This window comes from Hippea alviniae EP5-r (assembly GCF_000420385.1).
Lineage (GTDB): Bacteria > Campylobacterota_A > Desulfurellia > Desulfurellales > Hippeaceae > Hippea > Hippea alviniae.
The window spans coordinates 1,242,444-1,267,062 of sequence record NZ_ATUV01000001.1; the positions used below are offsets into that span (position 1 = coordinate 1,242,444).

Genomic DNA, 24,619 nt, shown 5'->3' on the forward strand with positions numbered 1-24,619 from the left:
TGTTAACGCTGAAGTGATTGCACATTTATCTTCACGCTTGGAGAATGCGTTGTGGCTATGTGGAAAGATTTTATGTATCTTCCCTTTGCTGCAGCAGGTTTTGCTTTCACAACAGCATCATACAGCGCCATTATATTCTCTTTCAGTTTATCGTTGTCAAACGACCTTTTGCCAACACCAACATGAATATTTGCCGTCTTGTCAACTCTAAATTCAACTTCACCTGCTTTTGCTCTTTTTACTGCATCTGCAACATCAAATGTAACCGTGCCTACCTTCGGGTTTGGCATAAGTCCTCTTGGACCGAGAATCTTACCCAAGCGTCCAACTATACCCATCATGTCTGGTGTTGCTATAACCTTATCAAAATCAAGCCACCCTTCTTTGGCAATCTTATCTGCATACTCCTGACCGCCAACATAATCAGCACCAGCTTCTTCAGCTTCCTTAATCTTTTCACCCTTAGCGAAAACAAGAACCTTAACGCTCTTACCTGTTCCATGTGGCAGGGTTACTGAGCCCCTTACGACCTGGTCTGAATGTTTCGGGTCAACACCCAATCTCATGTGAACTTCAACAGTCTCATCGTAATTGGCATACGCTATCTCTTTAAGAATCTTCAAAGCTTCATCTAAGGAGTACTCTTTTAGATGATCATACTTCTTTAACGCTTCAATGTATTTTTTTCCTCTCTTTCCCATCGCTCTCTCCTTTCTTTAAAGAGCTCCCACTTCCTTCAAGGAGTGGTAAAGTCTGTTTTTAGAAATCTTCAACTTCAACACCCATATTTATCGCTGTTCCAGCAACAGTCTTCATAGCCTTATACAAATCATTGGTGTTCAAATCCGGCAGCTTTATCTTTGCTATCTCTTCAAGCTGCTGTTTGGTAAGCTTTCCAACCTTTACCCTTGCAGGGTCTGAAGAACCCTTCTCAATACCCAAAGCTTTCTTTATCAGAGAGCTTGCTGGCGGTGTCTTTGTAATAAAATCAAACGACCTGTCAGCATAAACTGTGATAATGACAGGCACTATATCACCCATTCTGTCCTTTGTAACATCATTGAACTTCTTAACGAAGTCCATAATGTTAACACCATGTTGACCAAGTGCAGGACCGACCGGTGGAGCAGGTGATGCTTTGCCAGCTTCTATCTGCAGCTTAATCTGGGCTACAACTTCCTTCTTACCCATTGCTCAAACTCCTTTATTCAACTTTCTCGACTTGATTGTAATTCAATTCAACCGGTGTCGAACGACCAAAAATACTTATCAAGATTCTCAATCTTCCCTTATCTATATCAACTTCTTCTATCGTTCCAGTAAAGTTGGCAAATGGACCGTCCAATACCCTTACGGACTCACCAGGTTCAAACGATACAGACAATCTTGGAGCTTCTTTTGAGCTTTCAACTCTCTCTTTAATCTGCCTTATCTCACTCTCATCCATAGGAACGGGCTCTTTGCCATAACCCACAAAACCTGAAACAAACGACATACGCTTCACAAGGTTATAAAGCTTATCACTCATTCTTGCCTTTACAAATACATAGCTCGGATAGAGACACTTCTTGACCTTCTCTTTCTTGTTGTTCTTTTTTATCTCAATAACTTCTTCCAAAGGCACGAAAATCTCTTCTACTTCACTTTCCAAACCAGCGCTTTTTAGCTTGTTTTCGAGCATAGATTTAACTTTCTCTTCATAACCAACCTGCGTATGGATAGCATACCACTTAAAATCGCTCATTTATGATAACCTTCTCTATTTAAAAAGTGATTGGAGTCCTATTGAAAGAAGATAGTCCAGCACACTCAAAATAAAAGCCACTATCACTGTGAACATAATCACAGAGATAGTGGCACTTGTCACTTCCTTTTTACCAGGCCAAACTACCTTCTTGAACTCTATCTTTACCTCTTCAAGAAAGCTTAAAATCTTCTTCATCATAATAATAAAAAAATGGCAGGCCAGGGAGGACTCGAACCCCCAACCAACGGTTTTGGAGACCGCCGCTCTACCAATTGGAGCTACTGGCCTGTTTTATTTTACCTCTCTGTGTATTGTATGTTTTCTACAAAATGGACAGTATTTTCTTAATTCAAGTTTCTCTTTTGATTTCTTTTTATCCCTTGTGCTGGTATAATTTTTTCTTTTGCACTCTGAGCATGCCAAAGTTACCATCTCACGCATCAGATTCTCCTTACTCCAATATCTCCGTTATAACACCAGCACCAACTGTTCTACCACCTTCCCTGATAGCGAAGCGTGTCTCTTTCTCTAAAGCAACAGGTGCAATGAGTTCAACAGTTAATTCAACATTGTCTCCTGGCATAACCATCTCAACGCCTTCTGGCAGATGAACGGTTCCAGTAACATCTGTGGTTCTGATGTAGAACTGTGGTCTATAACCATCGAAGAATGGTGTGTGTCTTCCACCTTCGTCTTTGGTCAGAACATAGACCTGAGCCTTGAACTTCTTGTGTGGTGTGATGGAACCTGGTTTTGCAAGAACCATTCCTCTTTCAACATCTTCTTTCTTGATACCTCTTAGGAGAACTCCAACATTGTCTCCAGCCATTGCTTCGTCAAGTATCTTTCTGAACATCTCAAGGGATGTTGCAACAGTCTTTCTTGTCTCTCTGAAGCCTACGATTTCTACTTCTTCACCTGGCTTGAGAACGCCTCTTTCCACTCTTCCTGTTACGACTGTTCCTCTTCCTGAGATGGAGAAGATATCTTCAATTGGCATCAAGAATGGTTTGTCTGCTTCTCTCTGTGGAGTTGGTATGTATTCATCAACTGCATCCATTAACTCTTCTATTGCCTTTGTCCACTCGTTGGACTGGCCTGGTGGTGTCTCAAGAGCTTTTAGAGCTGAACCTCTGATTACTGGAACATCATCACCAGGGTAGCCATACTTTGAGAGAAGCTCTCTTACTTCCATCTCAACAAGGTCAACAAGCTCTTCATCATCAACCATATCAATCTTGTTTAGGAATACAACGATGTATGGAACATTAACCTGTCTTGCAAGAAGTATGTGCTCTCTTGTCTGTGGCATTGGACCATCTGCTGCAGAGACAACAAGAATAGCACCGTCCATCTGAGCAGCACCAGTAATCATGTTCTTGATGTAGTCAGCATGCCCTGGACAGTCAACATGAGCATAGTGTCTTTTGTCTGTCTCATACTCAACATGAGCAGTGTTGATTGTGATTCCTCTCTCTTTCTCTTCTGGTGCATTGTCGATGTCGTTGTAATCCTTGAACTCTGCTTTACCCTTCTCTGCCAAAACCTTTGTGATAGCTGCTGTTAGAGTTGTTTTACCATGGTCGATGTGGCCGATTGTTCCGATGTTAACATGTGGTTTTGAGCGGACATATTTTTCCTTTGCCATAAAAGCCTCCTTAAAAAACTTATGGAGCCCACGAGCGGGCTCGAACCGCCGACCTCTTCCTTACCAAGGAAGTGCTCTACCGGCTGAGCTACATGGGCGCCTAAATAAAAATGGAGCGGGAAACGGGACTCGAACCCGCGACCCTCAGCTTGGAAGGCTGATGCTCTAGCCAACTGAGCTATTCCCGCTCTTTGACACCACTAAAAATGGTGGAGAGGGGAGGATTCGAACCTCCGAAGGCATAAGCCGGCAGATTTACAGTCTGCTCCCTTTGACCGCTCGGGAACCTCTCCACTGGAGCTGGCGAAGGGACTTGAACCCCCAACCGGCTGATTACAAGTCAGCTGCTCTACCGATTGAGCTACGCCAGCTCAGGCAAAATGGGATTATATACGCAAAAATTCATTTGTCAACCCTTAAGTTAACTTTTTTGCATTTTTATTTTCTTTTTATCTTCTTCTCAACGAAGTATATCAACTCTTCAGCTGTTTCGCCATCTTCAGGATAGACAACCCTATCCACCACAACACCTATATACTCGCTTATACACACGCCCTTCTTTGTCTTCTCTCTGCATTTAGTATCATCCATAAAACTTTCTTTTAATAATCTTGCTAAATTGATACCATTAAAGAAAGACTCTATCTCTTCAAGCGAAAATTTATCCAACTTCACAGCAACGAGAAAGATATCAGCATAGGCACGGCAGGCAAACATCTCACCCTTAAATAATTTTTCAGCATCTTTTATAATCTTTGCCATGTTTTCTATGACTCTATTGCCTGTTTCGGTTGAAAATCTATAGTTTACTTCAGCTATACCCTTTATATTTATAGCAAAAAGAACAAATCTTCTGTTATTCTTTATCAAACTTCGCAACTCTCCGACAAAGGAAGTAATAAATAGCAAACCTGTCATATAATCAACCTTAAATATTTCACTTCTTATTCTATCTATTTCTTCTGACATAAATTCAGCCGTTGTGAGCTCTCTCTCCTTAAATGCATCAAGAAGAACCTTCTCAACCTTACTCAGAATATCTTGGTCAACCTTCTCCTTTTTCAAAATCTCAATAGCTTCTTCTGGTGTAAACGCCTTTCTGTAAGGTCTTGTCGTCGTTAGTGCATCGAATATGTCAGCTATTGCAAGTATGCGTGCTTCAATACATATCTCATCACACTTAAGCCCATCAGGATAACCACTCCCATCACACTTCTCGTGATGCTGCCTTACACACTCTGCTATATCTTTAAAATGCTCAACCCTTTTTAGTATCTCATACGATATGACAGAGTGATATTTTATCGTTTTATACTCATTCTCTGACAACCTTCCCGGTTTTAGAAGTATGTTGTCGGGTATGCCCACCTTGCCTATATCGTGCAGAAGGCCTGCTTTATAAATCTTCTCTTGAAACTTCTCATCAAAACCTAAAGCTTCGGCAATCTTTTTCGAATAGAAAGCAACCCTTTGAGAATGCCCTTTTGTGTATATATCGCGGGTTTCAAGCACATCAACAAAGGATTTAAGCAAATCGTTCTCATATTTCTTAAACTTCTCTATCGCCTTATTTAAACTGCCAGTTATCCACATTAGCTGTTTTATACGCCTATATGGGCGCGTGTCTATAAACTCTGCCCTGCTTAAATAATCTTCAAATTTTCTAAATACCGTGTTGATTTTTCTGTTGGCAAATCTTGAAACATACAAATAGAGTGCAAGTATCAGAAAAGAGACGACCGAAAACACAAGAGCCATCGTGGTTTTAACTCTGTTTAGCTCTCTCTTGTCTCTAATCTGTGCAAGGCGTAAAGAACTATACAAATCTGGCATATATGTGCCCGTTCCTATAACCCAATTCCATCTCTTGAATAATTTTAGATAACTTACTTTTAGCACATCCCTATCGCTACCTGGCAATCTATAGTAATACTCAACAAAAGAGTATCCCTTTGTCTCTATATCTTTAAAATATTTTTCCCTATACAAAAAGCCTTCTTTATCCTTTTTCAAAAGCGAAAGGCACCTGCTTTCGGCTTTTGGTCTGTTCGGATTTACTATCTCGTAAGCAAAGCAACCATTCGAAGGATGTTTTCTTAACTTTAAAACAAATATGTATCCGTGATTATTTTTACCGTATCTGTATATTGACAGATACTTAACCCACTTCTGATGCAAGCTATACTCAATAGGCTCAAGGTCAAACCTGCCAACAACTATATATCCATAATTTCTAAAAACAACAAAGAATGTAAAACCATACCTTCCGATGTCTTCTTTTTTCAGAAAGTGCCAGTTGTAAGGATAATTTTGAAAGAGACAGCCAGTATCATGACTCTTTGCAAGATTTACAAGCTTCAAAAACGGTTTATTAGACTTCTTATCTTCTAAACCAATCAAATTCCTGCCTTCCAAAAGCTTATCAAATGGGTTAAATAGACACCTGCCCTTTAAATCAAATATGTAATATGTGATGTCAGAGTTAAATGTCTCTAAAGCCAAATACCTTCTTGCAAACAGAAGAAACTTGTCTCTGCCTTCACTTTTTAGAGCATAGAGCTTTCTTACAGTTTTGTAAAATTCTGCCTGTTTTTCCTTTTTTATCTTTCCGTATGTGTAATTTATATCTTCTTCTATCTCCTTTATTATGTTATCAACCATATACTTTGAATACTCTTTGGCATTTTCAAGGTAAATGCTGGTAATATGTTTTACATTTTCGTGATAACACTCAAGAGCAGTCTTGTGCCAAAAATATCCGACAACAAAAACAGATAAAGCTGTGATAAGAAGGGATGCTGTTAACAAAACAGATATCATCGAGACCTTTACATTCTTAAACTTCTCCTTTATTCCCATAGCAGAAAAATTTATAACTCCTTTGGAAAAATCTTCAATTATTACTCACTCTTATGCTTATCTAAAGCATATAAATATTTCATTCTCAAATCGTAAAGCACTTCTTCTAACAACTCTTGCTCATCCTTCAAAAGATTGCCTTCTGTCTTTTCCTTTAACACTTCTATAAGGTCTATCGTATATTTTGCCTGTTTTAAATCAATCTTTTTCTCCTTAGAAAATGGGTCTTCAACCACACCAAGCAGAACATAAACACTTTGGGCTAAAGAGAGAATAAGGTCTGCAAACTTAGGTTTATCATCCATTTTAGCCCTCCTTATAGCCGCTTTTTACAGCAATAACAATAGAAGCAAGAACAATCACCATACCTATAAGCTGACCAACACCAACCGTTTGAGAAAAAAACAGATAAGCTAAAATAGAAGCACCTATCGGCTCGCCAAGTGTAGATATAGCAACAGCATTGGCTTTTAGATGTTTAAGAGCCCAATTAAACGATGTGTGGCCAAGAAGCTGTGGCACAAGTGCAAGCAGAAGCATATAGAGATAAGAAACTGGCCTATACCCAACAAACGACTCTCCACTTGCTATTGCAAACAGAAGAGAAAAAAATGCGGCAAAGGAGTAAACAAGTGTTATGTAATGGAATGTATCTATGTTTCTTCTCAAAAAAGAACCAGCCATAAAATAGACGCTTACCGCAATCGCACCCACAACAGCAAGCATATCACCAAGAAGAGCCTTCTTATCAAAGCCGCCTGTTATCATGCCGCTATCTGAAAATGCAATCAATCCACTCCCAATAACAGAGCCCAAAACCGCAAGTATTGTTTTTTTGTCCTGTTTCTCTTTAAATATAAGAACAGAAAAAAGTAAAACAAAGATGGGACTTGTTGAGACAAGCGTAACGGAACTTGCAACGGATGTATATTTTATAGATGCAATCCAGCTTATAAAGTGAATACTTAAGAAAAAACCACTCAAAACCGCAACAAACAGCTCTTTTTTCGAAGACAATCTTACATTTTTTCTTTTGAAATACGAGATACCAATCAAAATAACAGAAGATATAACAAGCCTGTAGGTGCTCATAATTAAAGCAGGAACATCGTATGTCAGTTTTATGATAATACTTGCAACAGAGACAGAAAATATACCAAACAGCAAAACGGCATAAATCTTTATCATCTCTTCACCAAAGCAGGGCCTACTTCTGCCATAAACAATCCAGCAAACATTATAACCGCACCTATGTATGCTCTTAAGCTTAAAACTTCACCACCAAGCAGATAACCAAATATAGCAGCAAATACAGGCTCCATAACAAAGATTATGGCTGTTTTTGTTGGTGTTGTGTACTTCTGGGCTGTATTTTGAATAACAAATGCATAAACAGTGGCAAAAATGGCAGTAATAAGAAACGAACCGATAAGATACATATTCCACTTCTTTGGAAAAAGATAAGGTTCACTTGCAAGATTTACCAAAGTCGAAAGAATCGCCAGAATAGTTATCTCGACAACCGTCAAAAGATAGGTATCATGCTTTCTTGAATACCTATCCGTCAAAACTATCTGAATAGCAACGAATATAGCACAAATTATCGTAAGCAAATCACCTTTTGACAAACTCAATCCGCCTTTAAATGACATCATACCCATACCAACAAAAGCAAGCAGAGCTCCAACCTGAGAAAATACAGATGGCACCTTTTTCAACAAAAAAGCAGAGAGAATTGGCGTAAAAATCACATTCAAACCTGTCAGAAAACCAACAATGCTTGCTTTCTCATACTCAAGGGCAACGGTTTGAAAGGCATAAGCCAAAAACAGAACAATACCCAAAATTACGCCATCTCTGATTAGCTCTCTGTTTAAATGTTTTAATTTATAAGAGAACATAAGAATCAAAAGAATGCTTGCAATCCAAAATCTGATTGATAAAAACGCAAAGGTGGGCATCATATTTATTGACTCTTTTACGATGATAAATGTTGAGCCCCAAAAAATTGTGACAGATAAGAGCAAAAGGTCGGCTATATACTCCTTTGAAAGCTTAAACACCGCTGCTCTCCCTTAGATGATAAAAATTAGCCATAAACACGCCAATTAGAATCAGAGCTCCACCAACAAACTGCAGCATATTTAGACCTATACCAAGTAAAAGATAACTCAAAGCTATCTCAAAAACCGGTTCAACCGAAGAAAATATGCTCGCAAGTGCAGAACCAAACTCCTTTATGGCAACAAACAGAAAAAGCATGGCAAGAAAAGTTGGAATTAAACCCAAAAGCAAACCAACACCCATCTGGGTTAAATTAGGAACGAACACTCCTTCTTTGACAAAGGTAAAAACCGAAAAAGAAACAAAAGCGAAAAATATGGTAAAAAAACTAAAAGCAAAAGGATTTTCGCTTTTTACAAACTTTTGAATCACAATAAGATAAAAGCTATACACAATCATTGCAGAAAAGCCAAACAAAACACCTTTGAGCTCTATTTTTGATGAGAAAGCATCATGAAAGATAAAGCCAAAACCGATGAGTATAACCGCAATATAAACAAACTTAAAAAATGTAAAGCTCTCCTTAAAAAAGAAAAACGCCAAAACGCTTACAAAGGCAGGATAGATGTAAAGCAAAAGTTCAACAACATTGGGCGATGTGAACTGAATGGCTTTAAAAAAACAGAATGCCTGAGTCGTATATAAAACACTGCCAGTTATAAAAGCTTTAAACAGAAGTGATTTGCTTATTTTTAGCTGTTCTCTTTTAAATAAAGCCAGAAAAGAGCCGAAGAGTACAACAGCAGAGAAAAATCTCATAAAAAGCATCTTCAGTGTGGTTAAGTTTGCATCATAGCCCACCTTAATCAAAACCGCCAATGTCGCAAAACAGAGAGCTGAGATAACCGAGTATAAAACGCCTTTAAAAAACGAATAATTCCGCATCTTTCCAAATAAAAAAACTTGCACTTTTGAGTGATATACTATATATCAGAAAAAAGCAAAACACAAGGAGAAAAAGATGAGCATCAATACTAAATCGTTAAGGGAACAGGTATATGAACATTTAAAGGAAAAAATTAATGCAGGTGAAATAAGAAAAGGCGATTTATTGGACTTAGGAGCTTTAAGCAGAGAACTTGGAATAAGCAAAACACCTTTAAGAGATGCTCTACTAAAACTTGAAAGTGATGGGTTTGTCGAAATAATGCCAAGAAAGGGCGTTAAGGTTAAAGCATTAAATCTAAAAGATATAGAGAACCTATACCAGATAATAGGAGCACTTGAGTGTGCCATAATAAGCGAGACGGCAAATAAATTAACGGAAAACGACATTGACAAGATGGCAAAATTAAACGAAAAAATGAGAGAAGCTTTAGATGACAAAAATTTCGACAAATATTATGAGCTAAATTTGGAGTTTCACAACACCTATCTTTTACTTTCAGACAACTGGGAAGTTCTAAGGATAATCTCTATTTCCAAACAGAGACTTTATGACTTTCCACGAAGAAAAGAGTATCTCCCAGAGTGGGAGTATAACTCACTAAAAGAACATGCAGAATTAGTTGAGCTATTCAGAAAAAAGGATTACCAATCCGCTGCCTTATTCATCAAAGATGTCCACTGGTCCTTTGAAGTGCAAAAAAGGTTTATTCTAAAGTATTACCCAGATGCAAAATAAAAAACCGGGCTAAAAGCCCGGCCGTTTTGTTATCTATGACCGCCGCCACCGCCGTGGCCACCACCTGAGCCACCAGCACCACCAGATGCTCCGCTTCCCATACCGCCTGATGGGCCTCCTCCTGTGCCGCCCATACCTCCACCTGTTCCACTGGCACCACCTCCAGCGGAGCCGCCGCCCATACCTCCGGCGGAACCAGTTGTTCCTCTGCCCATGCCTCCGGCTGAGCTAACAGCGGACATACCGCCTTCATGTATAGCTTCGTTTATACTTTCTGCAGCCATCTGAGCACTCATATGATTGGCGCTATCTGTCAGAGTTTCTCTAACCTGTTTCATGTCGCCGGGAGTAGCCTCATTCTTGAGAGCATTGGTTACGGTATCAACTGTTTCTTTACCGCTTACTCCGTACATGGCAAAAGTAGCAACCGTTTTAGTGGTCTCTTCAGCGAGTTTTTGGGCCTGAACTCTATTCATTGTTCTTGTTCTCTGCTGAATTTGGGCCATTATTTTGTTCATTTCTTCTTTGTTCACCCCGGCTGCCAGAGCGTTAACAATATTCTCAGCCATTTGCTTTTGAGCCTGTTTGTCAGATGTTAGAGCCTTTGCCTTGGAATAGGCGTAAGCATACATATTTCTGGTCTGCTGCATGGCCTGGGCTATCTTATCTGCAGAAACACCCTTAGCAAAACCTTCTTCGGCCTTGGATATTAAAGGTTCTACAGGAAGTCCATGTTTTTCAGCAGCTATAATCTGATTTACCATCTGCATAGCAACACGATTTTGAACCCTGTTTTGAATCATACTCTGAACCATTTCGGCAACGGCATTTGTGTTAACCCCAAGATCAACCATGGTTTGCACCTTTGTTCTTAACTGCGGCGATAACTGAGTCATAAGCTGGTCAAGATTAGCAGAAAATGCCGGAGCAGAAAGCGCTAAAGCTAAAGACACACTCACAAAGGTTTTTCTTAACATCTTCACACCTCCTTCTCTTTTTTCCTCAGTCTTCACTTATTAAACGCTTTAGCGCCGAAAAGGTTACATACTTTTTGTCGCAACATAGACACAGTCCTCACCACCAAAGCCATCTTTCTCTTTCATTTTGCAAGGAGGAACAAAAACATGCCCGTCAACTATATAGAAATACTTTACTATACCAGGCTTAAACGGAACTTCTGCCTTCCAAAGATTGTCTTCTACTCTGGTAGCTTTAATTTTTCTGAAATTGGTAAGGCTCGAAACAAAATATACATGCCTGGCTTTAGGTATCTGAGCATAAAAGACAAGTTTACGATTCTCCTTTTTGACAAGATAAGGAGAAGACGAACAACCCCCCAAGATAAAAGCTACTGCTACAACTCCCGATACCTTTCTAAACAACTTCATAAGGCACCTCCTTTTTGAGTTTTTCAAGCTTTTATAACAGAATCAAAGCCGCCAAAACCGTTATATATTTTTGCCGGGTTAGAAGGATCATAAATGACCTTTTTATCGTTTACAACAAAATTATATTTATAAAAACCATTAGGTGATAGCTTAACATAAGCCTGCCAGTATCCAGAACCTACTTTTTTTAGGTAAATCTTTTTCCAACCAGTAAAACTACCTATAAGAGCCACACTTTTGGCCGAAGGGTCATAGTAAACAAACCTGTAAACAATCTCATTTTTGCTAATAACCTTCTTATTACCTTTATTAACTTTTCCACTGTAAAAACCCAAAACAAAAGAAAAAATAACTAACAACACAGCAGCAATCATACCAATTTGCTTGTAAAATGTCTTACTTGTATGTCTATTCTCAATATGAAAAGAATTATTATATGGAATTTCGAAAGATACCAACTTTTCGCTTTCAAGCATCTCAATTGATTCTCTATACAGCTCATCATCCTTTTTAAGAATTTTTACAAACTCTATTTTTTCATCCAGATCAAGCTCATTATCTATATATTTCGAAATCAACAACTCTCTATCTTCTATTCTACTGTTTCTCATATTAATCCCTCCTTTCTCATCATCTCTTTTAGCTTTTTCCTAATTCTGTAAACCTTTATCTTTATGTTTCCTTCGCTCATGTTTAATATTTTGCCAATCTCCCTATAAGTTAAATCCCCTGAAGACACCATGGATATCAAATTTCTTTCATCTTCGGGTAATTTCTCAAGCATCTTCAAAACACCTTCATATTTCTCATCAATCAAAGCCAACTCAAAAGCGTTATAAGCAGAACTAACACTATTTTCAATATCAGTATCAGCAACTTCAGCTTTAAATTTACTCCTTCTTTTCATGTCAATAAAAAGATTATACCCAATTTTATAAAGCAAAGGTTTTGATAGATTGTGTCTATAATTCTCAAACATTTTTGTATAAGCTTCCTGTAAAATATCTGTCGCATCTTCCCTATTTCCGACTATTTTAACAAGATAAGAGAAAAACCTATTTTTGGTCTCTATAAAAAACTCTTCAAATTCCCGGGCTCGCATCTCATATACTATAACTCTTAAAAACCAAAAAAGTTACACAAAATTTTCAAACCTTGCTAACGAGTTGCTAACGAAATATCTCTGTTCCTTTCTACTTTTCACTTGACATTTTGAGACGAAAAGTATAAAAAATCGCTGTCTTTTCAAGGAATGATGCCACTGTGCCCCGATAGCTCAGTAGGATAGAGCACAGGATTCCTAATCCTGGTGCCGCAGGTTCGAATCCTGCTCGGGGCACCATTGAAAAGCCCGTCATTAAGCCAATCTGGGCAACTCGCTTGGGTTGGCTTTTTTCGTTTAATTTTCCAGTGGGACATTAGTGGGACATTGAAAACCAGTCAAGGCAGTGGGACATCCGTATTTTGCTCTCTATGCTGTTGTTTTTTTCTCCGTTTTTTTCTTGTTCAAATTCTCTACTCAAACACAAATGTAGCATAGCATTTAAAGAAATATTGATGCATAAATCCCCTTCTCTATAAGCTTTTTGTTGTCTGTAAACCTTTAGAATGTTCCTACTCTGTGCAGTTGTGCTAATATTTTTCAGGTTGAATATCGCTCGAATCCTGCGTCGAAGCGCTCCGTGTGTATGAAACTCTCAAGAAGAACCTATCAATTATTGGTTTTCTCCTTTCCCTTGCCTTGAGATAAATATCTTTATCTTTCTTATTTGTGTCTGCCTACAAAAGTAGGTGTAAGCTTATGTTAGAGAGAATATAGGAATACCTTTCTCTTATCTCTTATAGGATTTTTTAAGATGTAGGGTGTAATAGAGTGTCTTTGCTTATTGACTTAAGTAAAGAAATACTTATATTTTTAGTATCTAAAGTTAAGGGGGTGGTTTTATGCTGATAAACACAGACAAAATGATAAGCATAACAGAGCTTCAAAAACAGTTGCCTAAAATCATAAGAGATATTGATTCCGAAAAGACAAAGGTATTTGTTAGCAGAAGGAATAAAATCAAAGCTGTAATCATGTCAACAGAAGAGTATGAAACTCTATTAGAAGCAGCAGGGTTGTTGGAAGAGTTAGATATATCAGAAAATCTAAAAAAAAGAATGAAAAATTACAATCCCGATAACAACATTTCATGGGAAGATATAAAAGCCAAGTATGAGTTATAAGATAGAATTCATACCTGAAGCGGAGCAGGATTTTGCCAAACTGGATAACTCTATAAGGAAACAGGTGGCAAAGAAGATAGACAAGTTTTCCATTAATCCCTATTTTGGAGAAGCTCTTCAAGATAAATTTGGTATGAATTTAACAGGTTTTTACAAAATCTATGTTTTAGATAAAAGGTATCGTATAGTTTATAGAATTATCGAAAGCTCAAAAATAGTTGAAATATGGGCTATAGATAAAAGAGACAAAAAGAAAGTTTACAAAGTGCTTTTTAGTAGGATAGAGAGAACAGAAGACTGAAATAGGTTCTTGCAAAGAATTGCAGGTTTGCGGCGGCGGTCGGCGCAGCTTTTAAGCGATATTCAGCAAAAATTTATGGGTTAAGTTAAGTTTTGCTTCTGTTTTGTGTGTGTGTATTGTAAAATAAAGGCAAGGCAAGAAAAGAATTAGAAGGGGTTTTCAAAAACATCAAGCCCATTGTCTTTTACTCTATCCTGCACTTGATTGTTGGTGTTAATAATGGCATCGTAGAGTTTTTCTAATGTGGTTATCTTCAAATGCTTATTAAAAAGAACGGTTCTTAAACGAAGTGCGTCTGCTTTCCTGCCTTGCCATATCCCTTTAAGCGTTATGTAGCTTTGCCCGTTGTTAAGTGTTTCTGATAGTTTTTCTATCATCGGCATTCTAAAGTTTTCTCTTCTGTCTATTTCTTCTTTATCACAAACGGTATAGATTTCTTTTCTTGCAGGAGCAAAAGCATAAGAAGGTAGCCAGTCTTCAAACTGCACACCTTTGGCAAAACATTCGGTTGGGTCTTTTCCAATAGGTGGAACAAGCCAAGTAGCATACCTAAAATGCTTTAGCCATAGATTTAATACTTTTTCTATCCCTGGCTTGTCATAGTCCAATAGAATTATAACATGTTTGGCTCTCTTAAGGGTCTTGAGTATTTTATCGTCAGGGAATATTGCAACACTTCCCAAAGCAAGGATGCTGCAGTTTGTCTCCTGCCACAGAAGCATACCATCTAACTCACTTTCAACTACAATAACGCAATCGACACTTTTTTCAAATATGACTGGTTGCATATTACTACCTGCAAAAGCTTTGTATTTAGGAGTTTCATTAAATCTTCTAATCTTGACACGGAGTATCTGATTATCTTTAAAAATAGGGATGACAACTCCTTTAGGAAGAAAAACCCTGTTGCGGTCTTTTAATCCCCAGTTTGCTGCAGATTCAAAGATGTTAAAAGGGTTAAACCCCAACCTAAAGTGTTTTATAGTCTCTCTCTTTAAAAACCTTTCGTTTTCCAAAAACTCTAAAGCAAAAGCATTCTGCCATAGATATTCTTGACTTTTCTTAACAAAGTTCATTGCTTTTTCTTGCCATGCCTTAATGTTTGATACTGTTTTACTTTTCTGCTTATTCTGTTTGTTTGTATGCAGGGCAGGAGAGATATTGAGATAACTACAAGCCTCTTTAAAGCTTAACCCTTTTGCTTTCTTTAAATACTCAATAGAGTCGCCCTTTGCATTGCACTGCCTACACCAGAACCTGTCTTTTTCTGGCCAAACTCTAAATCTATCTTCACCTCCACAGAAAGGGCAAGGGCAGGCATACTCACCGCCATCTGTGCTTGCCACTCTTTTAGGGTTGAAGCCGTCTTGTTCTAATAGGTTTAGTAGGTTCATTAGGTCTCCTGTTTTAAAAACATCTGGCATCTGGCAGAGCATCCGTAAAATGTTATTCTAACGCCAATATCCTTATGCCAGATATATGTGGCAGTATCTGGCAAAATTGATAAAACCTATGCCAGATTGCCACTTTATGCCAGATACATGTGGCATTAGAAAAACCTGATAGAAACAGCATTTTCTAAAAGTTTGCCAGATTGCCACTTGTTTTTAAAAATAGAGTTTTTAGTCGTGTTTTATCTTCCTGTGTTATAAAAACACCACGCTTGTTTTGTGTGCGGGTTGCTGTCTGTAGTTTTAGTTTACTTCTTAAAATTCGTCCCAATTCAACGGGTTTTATAAAAAGTCCAGTTTCGCTTAAGTAATTTTGCAAATCTTGAGTTAAAACAATGTTGCTGCCGTTTTTCTCCTGCAGGGCAAGGATAGCCTTTGCTATCTCCCTTGTCGTCTCATCAAAATTGAGCGTGTTTACAACCTTCAAATGCGTCCTTTTTAAATACTCCCCAACGACTATTGCCCTTTTTATGTTTAGTTCATCAACAACCTTTTTGTCTTCCAAGATTGTAAAAATCAATGCCAACTTCAAAACTTGAATGTCCAATTTTGCTAAAAAACTTAAAGAGAAACCCTTATCCTTTTCTTCACTGAGTTTGCTATACCAGTCAACATAAACACTCCTTGCCATGTCTGTCATTTGTATCGTTATGCTAATGGTGTTGTTTATTAGCCGCTCATACAGCTCTTTTATCTTTTTGCGGTTTTCAATGCTTATAGTGGCATCTGTTAAAACAGGTAAATCATTGTCAGGGGTAAAAAAGAAACAGAAGCGTTGCAGGAAACCGTTGTAAAAGTCTTCTTCAGAAAAAGCCTTTTTAAGCACTTCTGGTTGAATGGTTCCAAAGATAGAGACTAAAGCATTTGGGATAAAGATGGTCTCTCTTGTTATACGGTTGATTTTCCATGCGCCGCCATCATAGGCGCTTAACAGCTTCTCTTTTGTTCCACTTTCTTTCTGTTTGTATTTGTCCATACCCAACAAGAAGCTGGCAAGCTCATCAGTATAGAGTAAAATTCCATTCTCGTTGCCCTGCAGGGCTATGGATAATGCTTCAATTGTAGTGTCTTCTACGATTAGTTGACGATATACTGGTGGCTCTGCAATAAAGCCGTTTTTCTTGTTTTCTGCTGCTTGTCTGCTGTATTCATTGAGTTCTCTTTTGTATCTCTTATAGTTTTCCTTTTCCAATTCAAATAGTCCTTCTAATATGGATTTTGTAGCTGGTGATTTACCTGTTCCAGATTGTCCAATCAGTATAGTCCAGATATTAGGATGAATGCGTTTGTTGGTTTTTACTTCAAGTGTCCATCTCTTTCCTGCCGCAGCACCTATGGCTGTCAAAAATGCACTAATAGGCACGGCAGGAGAAACACCAAATGCTTTTGCAAATTCACGCATAATCTCATCATAAGGGTATGGCATAACATCTGGGAAGCTGTCGTAAGTTATAAGGTCTGGGTTTTCAATTAGACTTTCCACTTTTCTTTCAGATATTTTGGTGGTATAATCAAAATAAGATGGTTTGTGGGGGGTTGCAAGCCCCTCTACTTTTCCCATTTCTACCTCCCTCCTGCTGTGATTTTGCTGTTATTAACAAGCTTTTCAAACTCATCTGCATCAATAAACAGTTTGCCACCTATTTTTCTGAAGATTTGCTTATATTTGCCTGCCCACTTCCATGCATAAAGCGTTGACGGTTTAAATGGAATACCTGCTGCCTTTAGCTCCTTTTCGTTGCTTACAGATACGAGTTTCATGGGTTTGCCTCCTTTTCTTTTGTTTTTTCAGCCAGTTTGAAAAATTCATCAATATCAACAAAAACACGCCCACCGATTTTTACAAAAAGTTCAGGGTATTTGCGCTGATGACGCCAAAAATATAAGGTTGATTTTTTAAAATGAATGCCGTTTGCCTTTAACTGTTGCTGGTCTTTTAGTGGTATTAATTTCATTTTACACCCCCTTCAAAACTTTTTTGTAATTTTAGGTCTTTTATGGTATATTTTTAATGGGCATTTCCCGTGTTTATGTTATTTTTTATAACAGGAAAGTGTTGCAATGAAACCCATAAAATTGTTTGAAAATGTTGATAGAGAAAGCGGTTATGAAGAATACGAAAAATTCAAAAGGTTATATAATTTCCTCAATTTTTTTGCAGATAAAATTATAATGAGACATGGAGACATTCCAAAAATTGAGTTATACTTTAGAACCAACGGCAAAGACCCACAGCCTGCATTGGATTATTTAAAACAGATTATCAATGATTTCTCGTCTCTCATAGGATATTCCTTGTTAAATCCAAAAAAATTAACTTTGGATAAATTGAAAAAGCATCTTGTTATTGACATATATCACATTCACAATGATAAGTGGCTATTTTTGTCAGTTCTAATATACAATGAAAGAACATACAAAATAAGGCTAAAAATAATCGAAGAGATAGAAAAGCAATACGACGACTATCTATTTGATGCAAGTCTCTACAACTATGCATTTATAGACAAAGAAAAAGGATATAAAATATATGGCAACGAAATATCAGGATGGGATCGTAAAGAATTTAAAATAAAGAGATTAAGAAAAGTAATAATAGACATCAATAAGGGTTATAATGAGTTGAAACAAAGCTGGAAAAATTTTTACGATGAATTTGTTAGATATGCAAATAGGGTAAAAGTGTTGCGTGAATTAAAAGATACTCTGATGCAAAAGGGATTGATAGATAGTAATTTTAATCTGCAGAAGGGAAAACATTTTTATGAAGTAAAAAAAGCTACAGAAGTCTTCTTTAAAGGAAAACTGAAACACATACACATATGCCCTGTTTGTGGCAAAGTATTTACAAGCAACAGAAGTCATCAGTTTTTGTGTTCTCAAAACTGCAGAAGGTATAAATCAATGGTTATCAAACCCGCCTTAGTTGACATATATCACAGAGTAAGAGATAATATAAAAGACTATGACGATGCATATATTGAGTTTTTTCGTCAAGCAAAACTCTGGCAGAAAGAAAGAGAGCAAAAACACAAAAGCGGCAGAAAAGTTAAACAGATATTCGATATTGAGCGTATAGCAAGAGTCATTTGGCGAGAATTGGAAAAAGAAATTAATTGATTTTTCTCCTGCCATGTCAAATAAACGAAACACCTACATAAAACTTCCTTTGAGATAGGCAGGGCAATTAAAAAAACAAGTTGGTCAAAACAAAAAACTACCTTGGCAATGCAAAAATAACTCCCGTTTAAAAAGGGCTTACATATCCCAAAGATTACCTTTTCTATTCTTTATACAACTTTTTAGCTTCTTGTCAAAGGTTGCAATAACATCAGTGTCAGAATAAGAACACAGTAAAGAATCTACAAAATCCAAGTTTGTGTTTTTAAATGTTTCTAAAGCATTGATAACCTTACTTTTGCCCGAGATAAATACATTGGGACTACGAACAAGCAATAATAAAGTGTCTGCCGTGTCTTTTCTTGGTATTTTATAGACGCCTATTAACACATAAACAATTTCAGCTAAAACCTCGTTTGGTATATAAACGGTATTATTCTTAATTATCTCTTCAGTTTTGTTCGCTTGCTCAACATTATCGTTCATAAGAAATCTTATTACGATATTGGCATCTAATATTATCATTGCAAATTACTCCATTTTTCCTTCACATACGATTCCCAAGCTTTTTTCTCAAGTTCAATTTTCGAAGGGTCAGCATATTTACTAAACACGCCTTTTAGTTTTGATATACTTCCACTCTCTTTTGAATTCTCGCCTTTGATTTTGGATTCTTTGTTTATCAGAAATTCTATGAAATCAATTACTTCTTTTTCTAAATTAGGGGGCAATTTTTCTGCAAGCTCAGCAATTTTAGACATTGAAACCTCCAAATTTCTAACTGCTCTTGTTTGGATTTTAACGAAAAGATTAAGACATGGCAACAGAAACATAAAATAAGTTAACCCTTGTTTTTTAATTGTTCTACTTTATTTCTTAAAGTGATTTATTATCTTTATTCCCTTGATAGTTTGGTTGTGTTGCAAATCTTCTGTATATAAAACATCACACCCTGTTTCCAGTGCAGAAGAGATTATAAGACTGTCCCAATATGAATACTTGTATCTTTCAACAAGACTAATAGCATTATTTATCGTGCTCAAGGTTATTGGCGAGATATAAGCTATAAATGAGTGTGTTGGTATCAATGAAAGCTTTATCTGTCATAAATTTCATCCCTTTTAAATTTCCATTTACGGGTGTCTATGGATATCTTATCCAACAAAAGAACTTTCCCTAAATCTCTTTTTGGCTTATCGTGGCATCTTTTCTCTTCTGCTATGTATTTTTCAATAAGTGATTTCAGATTCTCTTTTTCTTTTAAAGGTAATTTTCTTATGTCATCGATTAGTGAACTATATCTCTCAATCTCCATATCTCACCACCAATACCAAAACTTATTTAGGGATTGTCTTGTTTCTTTTAGCATCTGCTCTGCTTCATGCTTTTTCAATCTTTGCGCTTTTGTTTTACCCGTTTCCTTGTCTGTATAGACATACCACCCACCGCTTTTTCTCTCGATTGTAAAATCTTCCGTCTCAAACACTATCATTTTTTGTCCCCCTTTCAATCTTTACAACCCTTTGTTCCATCATTTTATCTATACCACCAACCGCATTTCTTTTAACATCAGGCATAAGGTGTGAATACCTCTCTGTCATAGCTAAGGTTTTGTGTCCCATAAGCTCTTTGATAGTGTATATGGGTGTTCCCTGCATGGCAAGCCAAGAAGCAAATGTATGTCTTAAGGTATGAAAAACGACTTTATCCCTATCATCGGTAATGCCTTCGTTAAGACCCAGTTTGTCAACAACCCTAAAGAATGTGTGAGATATTTTCTTAATCCTGTTGCCTTTGGCGTCTTTAAAAACATACTCGTCTGGTTTTTTAGTTTTATTTTCAAATATGCTTTTTATTTTATCGGTTATATAGGCAATCCTGTTTTCACCACTTTTTGGGTCTTTGATGTGAATAATGCCATTTTCTAAATCAACATCTCCCCACTTTAGATTAAATATCTCACCTGCTCGCATACCAGTATGCAAGGATAGCAGCGCCATTTCATAAACCTGCTGGCTGTGTTTTTTAAGTTCATTAAGGAGCGTTTGTGCTTATTCTGGTGTAAGAAAACGGATGCGTCTGTTATCTGCTTTGGGTTTTTTAACTTTGCTTGTCGGATTTTCGCCTTCAAAATAACCCCAGTCTCTTGCCTTGTTGATTATGTGTCTTAATGTTGCTAAGACATACTCAATTGTTCTTGGTGCTTTACCCTTGTCGGCAAGGTGTTTCTTTATCTTCTCAACATCAAAGGGCGATATCTCGTTGAGTTTCTTTTTACCAATAATGGGTGATATATAATCTCTAAAGTGTTGTGCATCTCTGTCCCAGCTCTTCTTTTCCTTTTGGATAACGGGCAAATATTTGGTGTTAAAAAATTCATTCAGCGTTGTCTCTTGCTTTGCTTTCTGTCTTCTGTCATAGTATTCGCCACCTATAAGCTCGGCTCTTATTTTTGCTTCAACTTCCTTTGCTATGGCAAGAGAGCCAGTTATTGTTTTTCTAACTCTTTTTTTATTGTAAGAGACATCAATACGAAACATACGGTTTTCTTTTGGTAATGGTGTGCCACAAAACGGACATGCTTTCAATTTTACACTGAAGTCGCTGCGGCAGTTTTTACACCTGTAATAAATAGCCATTAAATTCCTTCCTACAATTCAGTGGGACATTAGTGGGACATTGAAACACAGTAAACCGTATAAAAAGATAGAAACATACATAAACCCCAACCTTCGAAAATCATTATAACGAAGGCATTTATAAAAAGCAATAGAAAAAAATCGAAAAGAATAGAAAGCATATGATATAGATTCCTAATCCTGGTGCCGCAGGTTCGAATCCTGCTCGGGGCACCATTTAAAGCTACAATATTAACCTATATCAGCGTCTCTTTGAATTTTAGCTCTTTTAAAGCTATAGATGTGGCAACTCTGCCGCGGGGGGTTCTCTTTATATAACCTATCTGCAGCAAAAAAGGTTCAACAACATCTTCAAGTGTTCCTCTATCTTCACCGATGCTTGCAGCAAGCGTATCTATTCCAACAGGACCGCCGCTAAATTTCTCAATCAGAGTCAAAATATACTTCTTATCCAAATAATCTAAGCCATTCTTATCTATCTCAAGCATCTCAAGTGTCTGCTTTGCCGTCTCAACATCTATTATCTCTTTTGAGTTTATTTGAGCCAAATCCCTAACTCTTCTTAGAAGCTTATTTGCTATTCTCGGCGTGCCACGAGACCTTTTAGCCAAAAGCAAAGCCGCTTCTTCTTCTATCTCTATGTTCAAAATAGAAGCAGAGCGCTGAATTATCATCTTAAGTTCTTCAATAGAATAGAAATCCAATCTTAAGACAAGTCCGAACCTATCCCTTAAAGGAGAAGTCAAAAGCCCAATGCGAGTCGTTGCGCCAACAAGTGTAAAAGGTGGTAAATCTATTCTTATCGTCCTTGCACCAGGCCCTTGACCAACGACTATATCGAGTTTGAAATCTTCCAAAGCAGAATAAAGTGTCTCTTCAACAGCCCTGTTGAGCCTATGAATCTCATCTATAAACAGAACATCTTTCTCATTTAAATTTGTTAAAATAGCCGCTATATCACCAACCTTCTCTATTGCCGGGCCTGTTGTTGTTATTATGTTTGCATTCATCTCCTTAGCCACTATGTTCGCAAGGGTCGTTTTGCCAAGTCCAGGTGGGCCGTATAATAGGCAATGTTCAAGCGCTTCGTTTCTCTTTTTGGCAGCTTCAATAGCGAGTGATAAATTTCTTACAATATTTTTCTGACCTATATACTCCTTAAGTGTTGAAGGCCTTAAGGATAAGCCGTTCTCTTCAGGCTGATGCGACATTTTTTCTTTTATAAACCATTCTTTTTATGATTTTTATCTCATCTTTCGTTAGTTCTCTATACTCACCCTGCCGCATATTCCCAAGCTCTATAGGTCCTATGGCTATTCTTTTTAGCCTTTCTATCTTAACATTAAATGACTTTAAAAACCTTCTTATAACTCTATTCCTTCCAGTATCAATGGCAATAACTATCCAGTTAGGGTTTTGAGTCTTTTTTATCGTTAACGGTCTAAAAAAGCCGTCTTCCAACTCTATACCTTCAGACATCCTTTTTAATAAATCCGCACCCAAGACATCCTTTGTTTTGACAAGGTAAGTCTTTCTTATCTTAAATCTTGGATGCATAAGCAGATTGGCAAACTTGCCATCACTCGTAACAATCAACAACCCTTCGGATAGGTAATCCAACCTTCCAACACAGATAAGCTTGTTCTCCACATGGGTAAAAAAATCACAAACCGTTGTTCTGCCTTCTTCATCGTATGTTGAGCTTATAACAAAAGGTGGCTTGTAAAAGGCAAAATAAACATCTCCCTTTTCTATCTGAACCCTTTTCCCGTTAAACTCAACAACATCATCTTCTCCAACTTCAACAAAATCCTTTAAAATCTCACCGTTAAATTTTATCTTTCCACTCTTTATTAGCTCATCAGCATCTCTTCTTGAGATATTAAGAGCTTTCGCTAAAAATCTATTAATTCTCATTCTACAAAACTCGCAAGTATTCTACTTCTCTTTGGATGTCTAAGCTTTCTTAGGGCTTTTGCTTCGATTTGCCTTACTCTTTCTCGTGTAACACCAAGAACCCTTCCAACTTCTTCAAGTGTATGGTCAAAACCATCACCAATACCAAACCTCATTATGAGCACCTTTCTCTCTCTTTCGTTTAAAGTCATTAATACCTCTTCTATTTTTTCTTTCAAAGAAGACTCAATTACATAATCCATTGGCGATTTTGTCTTTGTATCTTCTATAAAGTCTTCCAAATGCGTGTCGTTATCATCGCCAATAGGTGTTTCAAGGGATATAGGCTCCTTTGCTATTTTTATTATGCTTTTTATCTTATCTTCGTCCATACCAAGATACTCTGCCAACTCTTGAGCTGTTGGCTCCTTTCCATACTCCTGCACCAAAAGTTTGCTTGCTCTAACTATCTTGTTTATTGTCTCTATCATGTGAACTGGTATTCTGATTGTTCTTGCCTGATCTGCTATCGCCCTCGATATAGACTGCCTAATCCACCAAGTTGCGTATGTTGAGAATTTAAACCCTTTTCTGTAATCGAATTTATCAACAGATTTCATTAATCCTATGTTGCCTTCTTGTATCAAGTCCAAAAATGATAGTCCTCTATTTAAATGCTTCTTTGCTATTGATACGACAAGTCTTAGATTCGCCTTAATCATTCTCTGCTTTACTTCTTCAACTTCCTTCCTTTCCTTTTCAACTTCAAACAGCTGGTCTAATAGCTTCTCTCTATCTGGCATGTTTTTATCTGACTTAACCCTATGAATAAACTCTTCGGTTATCTTCTGAATATACTTATCACTCAACGCAATCTCTGTAAAATCTTTAAACAGCTCTTCCTTTATCTGCCCTGCTTCTTCTTCTGTGGCTTTGCTAAGCTGCTCATACTTATCTATTATATCGTCCAAAAACTTCAAAAATTTTTCTTTTGATGTATGGTCTTCTTCATCATCGTCATCATCAAAATCATAAGATAAATCCAAAGCATTTGATATATTTTTTACTTTCTCATTACCGTTTATTATATCTTCCTTAAGCTGTTTTATGGCATCGCAAGTAAAAGGCAACTCTATAAGCTTCCTTGTAAGATTATTCTTGTGCTCTTCAATCTTCTTCGCTATCTCTATCTCTTCTTCCCTACTCAAGAGTGGAATATTGCCCATCTCTCTTAAATACATTCTAATGGCACTGCCAACTTCTTCATCTTCTTCAAGGTCAAAACCTGTATCCTCAAGAGATGAGTCCTTAGAAAGTCTATCATTGTCAATAATATCTATATCCAAATCATCGCACTGCTTTATCAAATCGTCAATCTCGTCTATACTTATTCCTTCCGGAAGAATATCATTAATCTCATCATAGGTGACATAACCCTTCTTTTTGCCTTCAGTTAAAATCTTCTTCAAAACTTCTTCATTTGTCTCTTTTCCCATCGCCACCACCTTCCTTATGGTTTTAGGATTGTTTATTAAAAGCAAAAGCCACCATTTCCCTTATAATTTGAGTTAAAAGCCTCAAAAGTCAAGGCACAAAAATTTTTAGCAACGGTTAATTATAGGCAAAGCCTGCTTGTTTTCAAGTCAAAAATGTGTA

Annotated in this window: 32 protein-coding genes, 6 tRNA genes and 1 pseudogene; 5 read left to right on the plus strand and 34 right to left on the minus strand. The window is 37.2% G+C overall.

Features of this window, described 5'->3' with window-relative positions; translation table 11 throughout:
- Positions 1–2 precede the first annotated feature (2 nt).
- From rplA to G415_RS0106535, 16 genes are all read right to left on the minus strand, one after another.
- Positions 3–701 carry a 50S ribosomal protein L1 gene (gene rplA / locus G415_RS0106460; RefSeq protein ID WP_022670832.1) on the minus strand — a complete coding sequence of 233 codons (699 nt, stop codon included), beginning with the start codon at positions 699–701 and terminating at the stop codon, positions 3–5.
- Between the two features lie 58 nt (positions 702–759).
- A complete protein-coding gene (rplK, locus tag G415_RS0106465; RefSeq protein WP_022670833.1) occupies positions 760–1,191 on the minus strand; it encodes a 50S ribosomal protein L11 in 432 nt (143 codons plus the stop codon).
- A gap of 13 nt (positions 1,192–1,204) precedes the next feature.
- On the minus strand, positions 1,205–1,744 hold the full coding sequence (nusG, locus tag G415_RS0106470) for a transcription termination/antitermination protein NusG (protein WP_022670834.1): 540 nt from the start codon (positions 1,742–1,744) through the stop codon (positions 1,205–1,207).
- A gap of 15 nt (positions 1,745–1,759) precedes the next feature.
- Complete coding sequence (gene secE, locus G415_RS0106475) at positions 1,760–1,945, minus strand: preprotein translocase subunit SecE (RefSeq protein WP_238321447.1); 186 nt, start codon at positions 1,943–1,945, stop codon at positions 1,760–1,762.
- 13 nt (positions 1,946–1,958) lie between these two features.
- Positions 1,959–2,035: transfer RNA gene (locus tag G415_RS0106480), tRNA-Trp, on the minus strand.
- Positions 2,036–2,038: 3 nt separating this feature from the next.
- Positions 2,039–2,188: a 50S ribosomal protein L33 gene (rpmG, locus tag G415_RS0106485; RefSeq protein WP_022670836.1), complete on the minus strand. Its 150-nt coding sequence runs from the start codon at positions 2,186–2,188 to the stop codon at positions 2,039–2,041.
- A 10-nt stretch (positions 2,189–2,198) separates the two neighbouring features.
- A complete protein-coding gene (gene tuf / locus G415_RS0106490) occupies positions 2,199–3,395 on the minus strand; it encodes an elongation factor Tu (RefSeq protein WP_022670821.1) in 1,197 nt (398 codons plus the stop codon).
- Positions 3,396–3,417: 22 nt separating this feature from the next.
- A tRNA-Thr gene (locus tag G415_RS0106495) sits at positions 3,418–3,493 on the minus strand.
- 13 nt (positions 3,494–3,506) lie between these two features.
- A tRNA-Gly gene (locus G415_RS0106500) sits at positions 3,507–3,583 on the minus strand.
- 19 nt (positions 3,584–3,602) lie between these two features.
- Positions 3,603–3,688: transfer RNA gene (locus G415_RS0106505), tRNA-Tyr, on the minus strand.
- Between the two features lie 2 nt (positions 3,689–3,690).
- Positions 3,691–3,766 (minus strand) — tRNA-Thr (locus G415_RS0106510).
- Positions 3,767–3,833: 67 nt separating this feature from the next.
- On the minus strand, positions 3,834–6,254 hold the full coding sequence (locus tag G415_RS10770) for an HD domain-containing phosphohydrolase (RefSeq protein WP_022670837.1): 2,421 nt from the start codon (positions 6,252–6,254) through the stop codon (positions 3,834–3,836).
- 41 nt (positions 6,255–6,295) lie between these two features.
- Positions 6,296–6,559 carry a DUF1844 domain-containing protein gene (locus tag G415_RS0106520; protein WP_022670839.1) on the minus strand — a complete coding sequence of 88 codons (264 nt, stop codon included), beginning with the start codon at positions 6,557–6,559 and terminating at the stop codon, positions 6,296–6,298.
- Between the two features lies 1 nt (position 6,560).
- The gene (locus G415_RS0106525; RefSeq protein WP_022670840.1) at positions 6,561–7,442 is read right to left on the minus strand and encodes a DMT family transporter; all 882 of its coding nucleotides are present in this window, start codon (positions 7,440–7,442) and stop codon (positions 6,561–6,563) included.
- Positions 7,439–8,317 carry a DMT family transporter gene (locus G415_RS0106530; protein ID WP_022670841.1) on the minus strand — a complete coding sequence of 293 codons (879 nt, stop codon included), beginning with the start codon at positions 8,315–8,317 and terminating at the stop codon, positions 7,439–7,441. Before G415_RS0106530 ends, G415_RS0106525 begins: the two co-directional genes overlap by 4 nt.
- Positions 8,310–9,227: a DMT family transporter gene (locus tag G415_RS0106535; RefSeq protein WP_155825446.1), complete on the minus strand. Its 918-nt coding sequence runs from the start codon at positions 9,225–9,227 to the stop codon at positions 8,310–8,312. Before G415_RS0106535 ends, G415_RS0106530 begins: the two co-directional genes overlap by 8 nt.
- A 52-nt stretch (positions 9,228–9,279) precedes the next feature.
- Here G415_RS0106535 and G415_RS0106540 point away from each other — a divergent pair, with 52 nt between their 5' ends.
- Positions 9,280–9,942 (plus strand): GntR family transcriptional regulator, encoded by a 663-nt coding sequence (locus G415_RS0106540; protein ID WP_022670844.1) that lies wholly within the window; start codon positions 9,280–9,282, stop codon positions 9,940–9,942.
- A gap of 29 nt (positions 9,943–9,971) precedes the next feature.
- Here the strand turns inward: G415_RS0106540 and G415_RS10775 are convergent, their stop codons facing one another.
- Genes G415_RS10775 through G415_RS0106560 form a run of 4 tightly spaced genes read right to left on the minus strand, consistent with a single transcriptional unit; the run spans position 9,972 to position 12,432 of the window.
- Positions 9,972–10,955 carry a hypothetical protein gene (locus G415_RS10775; protein ID WP_155825448.1) on the minus strand — a complete coding sequence of 328 codons (984 nt, stop codon included), beginning with the start codon at positions 10,953–10,955 and terminating at the stop codon, positions 9,972–9,974.
- A 27-nt stretch (positions 10,956–10,982) separates the two neighbouring features.
- The gene (locus G415_RS0106550; RefSeq protein ID WP_022670846.1) at positions 10,983–11,330 is read right to left on the minus strand and encodes a glycogen-binding domain-containing protein; all 348 of its coding nucleotides are present in this window, start codon (positions 11,328–11,330) and stop codon (positions 10,983–10,985) included.
- A 23-nt stretch (positions 11,331–11,353) separates the two neighbouring features.
- Positions 11,354–11,941, minus strand: coding sequence for a glycogen-binding domain-containing protein (locus G415_RS0106555; RefSeq protein ID WP_022670848.1), 588 nt, complete (start codon positions 11,939–11,941; stop codon positions 11,354–11,356).
- A complete protein-coding gene (locus G415_RS0106560; RefSeq protein WP_022670849.1) occupies positions 11,938–12,432 on the minus strand; it encodes an RNA polymerase sigma factor in 495 nt (164 codons plus the stop codon). Before G415_RS0106560 ends, G415_RS0106555 begins: the two co-directional genes overlap by 4 nt.
- 163 nt (positions 12,433–12,595) lie before the next feature.
- On the opposite strand from G415_RS0106560, the gene G415_RS0106565 reads away from it, so the two are divergent.
- From G415_RS0106565 to G415_RS0106575, 3 genes are all read left to right on the plus strand, one after another.
- Positions 12,596–12,672 (plus strand) — tRNA-Arg (locus G415_RS0106565).
- A 602-nt stretch (positions 12,673–13,274) separates the two neighbouring features.
- Positions 13,275–13,556: a type II toxin-antitoxin system Phd/YefM family antitoxin gene (locus G415_RS0106570; RefSeq protein ID WP_022670850.1), complete on the plus strand. Its 282-nt coding sequence runs from the start codon at positions 13,275–13,277 to the stop codon at positions 13,554–13,556.
- Positions 13,546–13,857, plus strand: coding sequence for a type II toxin-antitoxin system RelE family toxin (locus tag G415_RS0106575; protein WP_022670852.1), 312 nt, complete (start codon positions 13,546–13,548; stop codon positions 13,855–13,857). The genes G415_RS0106570 and G415_RS0106575 overlap by 11 nt, the downstream gene beginning before the upstream one ends.
- A gap of 146 nt (positions 13,858–14,003) precedes the next feature.
- Here G415_RS0106575 and G415_RS0106580 read toward each other — a convergent pair whose 3' ends face one another.
- The 5 genes from G415_RS0106580 to G415_RS0106595 are packed head-to-tail and all read right to left on the minus strand — an operon-like array spanning position 14,004 to position 17,263.
- On the minus strand, positions 14,004–15,251 hold the full coding sequence (locus G415_RS0106580) for a CHC2 zinc finger domain-containing protein (protein WP_022670853.1): 1,248 nt from the start codon (positions 15,249–15,251) through the stop codon (positions 14,004–14,006).
- Between the two features lie 52 nt (positions 15,252–15,303).
- Entirely contained in the window at positions 15,304–15,432 is a 129-nt protein-coding gene (locus tag G415_RS11335) for a hypothetical protein (RefSeq protein WP_272943626.1), read from the minus strand.
- Between the two features lie 3 nt (positions 15,433–15,435).
- Entirely contained in the window at positions 15,436–16,869 is a 1,434-nt protein-coding gene (locus G415_RS0106585) for a DUF3987 domain-containing protein (RefSeq protein WP_022670854.1), read from the minus strand.
- Between the two features lie 2 nt (positions 16,870–16,871).
- The gene (locus G415_RS0106590; protein ID WP_022670856.1) at positions 16,872–17,069 is read right to left on the minus strand and encodes a hypothetical protein; all 198 of its coding nucleotides are present in this window, start codon (positions 17,067–17,069) and stop codon (positions 16,872–16,874) included.
- Positions 17,066–17,263: a hypothetical protein gene (locus tag G415_RS0106595; RefSeq protein ID WP_022670857.1), complete on the minus strand. Its 198-nt coding sequence runs from the start codon at positions 17,261–17,263 to the stop codon at positions 17,066–17,068. Before G415_RS0106595 ends, G415_RS0106590 begins: the two co-directional genes overlap by 4 nt.
- Before the next feature lie 106 nt (positions 17,264–17,369).
- Here G415_RS0106595 and G415_RS0106600 point away from each other — a divergent pair, with 106 nt between their 5' ends.
- Positions 17,370–18,428 (plus strand): hypothetical protein, encoded by a 1,059-nt coding sequence (locus tag G415_RS0106600; protein ID WP_022670858.1) that lies wholly within the window; start codon positions 17,370–17,372, stop codon positions 18,426–18,428.
- Between the two features lie 138 nt (positions 18,429–18,566).
- Here the strand turns inward: G415_RS0106600 and G415_RS0106605 are convergent, their stop codons facing one another.
- From G415_RS0106605 to rpoD, 9 genes and pseudogenes are all read right to left on the minus strand, one after another.
- Complete coding sequence (locus G415_RS0106605) at positions 18,567–18,953, minus strand: PIN domain-containing protein (RefSeq protein ID WP_022670859.1); 387 nt, start codon at positions 18,951–18,953, stop codon at positions 18,567–18,569.
- Entirely contained in the window at positions 18,950–19,189 is a 240-nt protein-coding gene (locus G415_RS0106610; RefSeq protein ID WP_026939632.1) for a DUF2281 domain-containing protein, read from the minus strand. The genes G415_RS0106605 and G415_RS0106610 overlap by 4 nt, the downstream gene beginning before the upstream one ends.
- 335 nt (positions 19,190–19,524) lie before the next feature.
- A complete protein-coding gene (locus G415_RS0106620; RefSeq protein WP_022670863.1) occupies positions 19,525–19,743 on the minus strand; it encodes a hypothetical protein in 219 nt (72 codons plus the stop codon).
- Positions 19,744–19,746: 3 nt separating this feature from the next.
- Entirely contained in the window at positions 19,747–19,920 is a 174-nt protein-coding gene (locus G415_RS11050) for a hypothetical protein (protein WP_022670865.1), read from the minus strand.
- Positions 19,907–20,464: pseudogene (locus G415_RS10780) on the minus strand (tyrosine-type recombinase/integrase); the annotation flags it as partial. The pseudogene G415_RS10780 and the gene G415_RS11050, both read right to left, overlap by 14 nt.
- A 15-nt stretch (positions 20,465–20,479) precedes the next feature.
- Positions 20,480–21,067 carry a phage integrase SAM-like domain-containing protein gene (locus tag G415_RS10785; RefSeq protein WP_051129540.1) on the minus strand — a complete coding sequence of 196 codons (588 nt, stop codon included), beginning with the start codon at positions 21,065–21,067 and terminating at the stop codon, positions 20,480–20,482.
- A gap of 236 nt (positions 21,068–21,303) precedes the next feature.
- The gene (gene ruvB, locus G415_RS0106635) at positions 21,304–22,278 is read right to left on the minus strand and encodes a Holliday junction branch migration DNA helicase RuvB (RefSeq protein ID WP_022670866.1); all 975 of its coding nucleotides are present in this window, start codon (positions 22,276–22,278) and stop codon (positions 21,304–21,306) included.
- The gene (locus tag G415_RS0106640) at positions 22,262–22,984 is read right to left on the minus strand and encodes a pseudouridine synthase (protein WP_022670867.1); all 723 of its coding nucleotides are present in this window, start codon (positions 22,982–22,984) and stop codon (positions 22,262–22,264) included. Before G415_RS0106640 ends, ruvB begins: the two co-directional genes overlap by 17 nt.
- Complete coding sequence (rpoD, locus tag G415_RS11390) at positions 22,981–24,459, minus strand: RNA polymerase sigma factor RpoD (protein ID WP_022670868.1); 1,479 nt, start codon at positions 24,457–24,459, stop codon at positions 22,981–22,983. The genes G415_RS0106640 and rpoD overlap by 4 nt, the downstream gene beginning before the upstream one ends.
- Between the last annotated feature and the right edge of the window lie 160 nt (positions 24,460–24,619).

Coding starts and splice junctions, on each gene's coding strand:
- G415_RS0106550 (WP_022670846.1), bottom strand. CDS start 11,330: ATGAAGTTGTTTAGAAAGGTATCGGGAGTTGTAGCAGTAGCTTTTATC.
- G415_RS0106575 (WP_022670852.1), top strand. CDS start 13,546: ATGAGTTATAAGATAGAATTCATACCTGAAGCGGAGCAGGATTTTGCC.
- G415_RS0106520 (WP_022670839.1), bottom strand. CDS start 6,559: ATGGATGATAAACCTAAGTTTGCAGACCTTATTCTCTCTTTAGCCCAA.
- ruvB (WP_022670866.1), bottom strand. CDS start 22,278: ATGTCGCATCAGCCTGAAGAGAACGGCTTATCCTTAAGGCCTTCAACA.
- G415_RS0106590 (WP_022670856.1), bottom strand. CDS start 17,069: ATGAAACTCGTATCTGTAAGCAACGAAAAGGAGCTAAAGGCAGCAGGT.
- G415_RS0106620 (WP_022670863.1), bottom strand. CDS start 19,743: ATGGAGATTGAGAGATATAGTTCACTAATCGATGACATAAGAAAATTA.
- G415_RS0106640 (WP_022670867.1), bottom strand. CDS start 22,984: ATGAGAATTAATAGATTTTTAGCGAAAGCTCTTAATATCTCAAGAAGA.
- G415_RS0106560 (WP_022670849.1), bottom strand. CDS start 12,432: ATGCGAGCCCGGGAATTTGAAGAGTTTTTTATAGAGACCAAAAATAGG.
- G415_RS0106595 (WP_022670857.1), bottom strand. CDS start 17,263: ATGAAATTAATACCACTAAAAGACCAGCAACAGTTAAAGGCAAACGGC.
- rpmG (WP_022670836.1), bottom strand. CDS start 2,188: ATGCGTGAGATGGTAACTTTGGCATGCTCAGAGTGCAAAAGAAAAAAT.
- G415_RS0106585 (WP_022670854.1), bottom strand. CDS start 16,869: ATGGGAAAAGTAGAGGGGCTTGCAACCCCCCACAAACCATCTTATTTT.
- rpoD (WP_022670868.1), bottom strand. CDS start 24,459: ATGGGAAAAGAGACAAATGAAGAAGTTTTGAAGAAGATTTTAACTGAA.
- tuf (WP_022670821.1), bottom strand. CDS start 3,395: ATGGCAAAGGAAAAATATGTCCGCTCAAAACCACATGTTAACATCGGA.
- G415_RS0106610 (WP_026939632.1), bottom strand. CDS start 19,189: ATGTCTAAAATTGCTGAGCTTGCAGAAAAATTGCCCCCTAATTTAGAA.
- G415_RS10770 (WP_022670837.1), bottom strand. CDS start 6,254: ATGGGAATAAAGGAGAAGTTTAAGAATGTAAAGGTCTCGATGATATCT.
- rplA (WP_022670832.1), bottom strand. CDS start 701: ATGGGAAAGAGAGGAAAAAAATACATTGAAGCGTTAAAGAAGTATGAT.
- secE (WP_238321447.1), bottom strand. CDS start 1,945: ATGATGAAGAAGATTTTAAGCTTTCTTGAAGAGGTAAAGATAGAGTTC.
- G415_RS0106600 (WP_022670858.1), top strand. CDS start 17,370: ATGAAACCCATAAAATTGTTTGAAAATGTTGATAGAGAAAGCGGTTAT.
- G415_RS0106555 (WP_022670848.1), bottom strand. CDS start 11,941: ATGAGAAACAGTAGAATAGAAGATAGAGAGTTGTTGATTTCGAAATAT.
- G415_RS0106605 (WP_022670859.1), bottom strand. CDS start 18,953: ATGATAATATTAGATGCCAATATCGTAATAAGATTTCTTATGAACGAT.
- nusG (WP_022670834.1), bottom strand. CDS start 1,744: ATGAGCGATTTTAAGTGGTATGCTATCCATACGCAGGTTGGTTATGAA.
- rplK (WP_022670833.1), bottom strand. CDS start 1,191: ATGGGTAAGAAGGAAGTTGTAGCCCAGATTAAGCTGCAGATAGAAGCT.
- G415_RS0106540 (WP_022670844.1), top strand. CDS start 9,280: ATGAGCATCAATACTAAATCGTTAAGGGAACAGGTATATGAACATTTA.
- G415_RS0106570 (WP_022670850.1), top strand. CDS start 13,275: ATGCTGATAAACACAGACAAAATGATAAGCATAACAGAGCTTCAAAAA.
- G415_RS11335 (WP_272943626.1), bottom strand. CDS start 15,432: ATGCTGTTTCTATCAGGTTTTTCTAATGCCACATGTATCTGGCATAAA.
- G415_RS0106525 (WP_022670840.1), bottom strand. CDS start 7,442: ATGATAAAGATTTATGCCGTTTTGCTGTTTGGTATATTTTCTGTCTCT.
- G415_RS11050 (WP_022670865.1), bottom strand. CDS start 19,920: ATGATAGTGTTTGAGACGGAAGATTTTACAATCGAGAGAAAAAGCGGT.
- G415_RS0106580 (WP_022670853.1), bottom strand. CDS start 15,251: ATGAACCTACTAAACCTATTAGAACAAGACGGCTTCAACCCTAAAAGA.
- G415_RS10785 (WP_051129540.1), bottom strand. CDS start 21,067: ATGGCTATTTATTACAGGTGTAAAAACTGCCGCAGCGACTTCAGTGTA.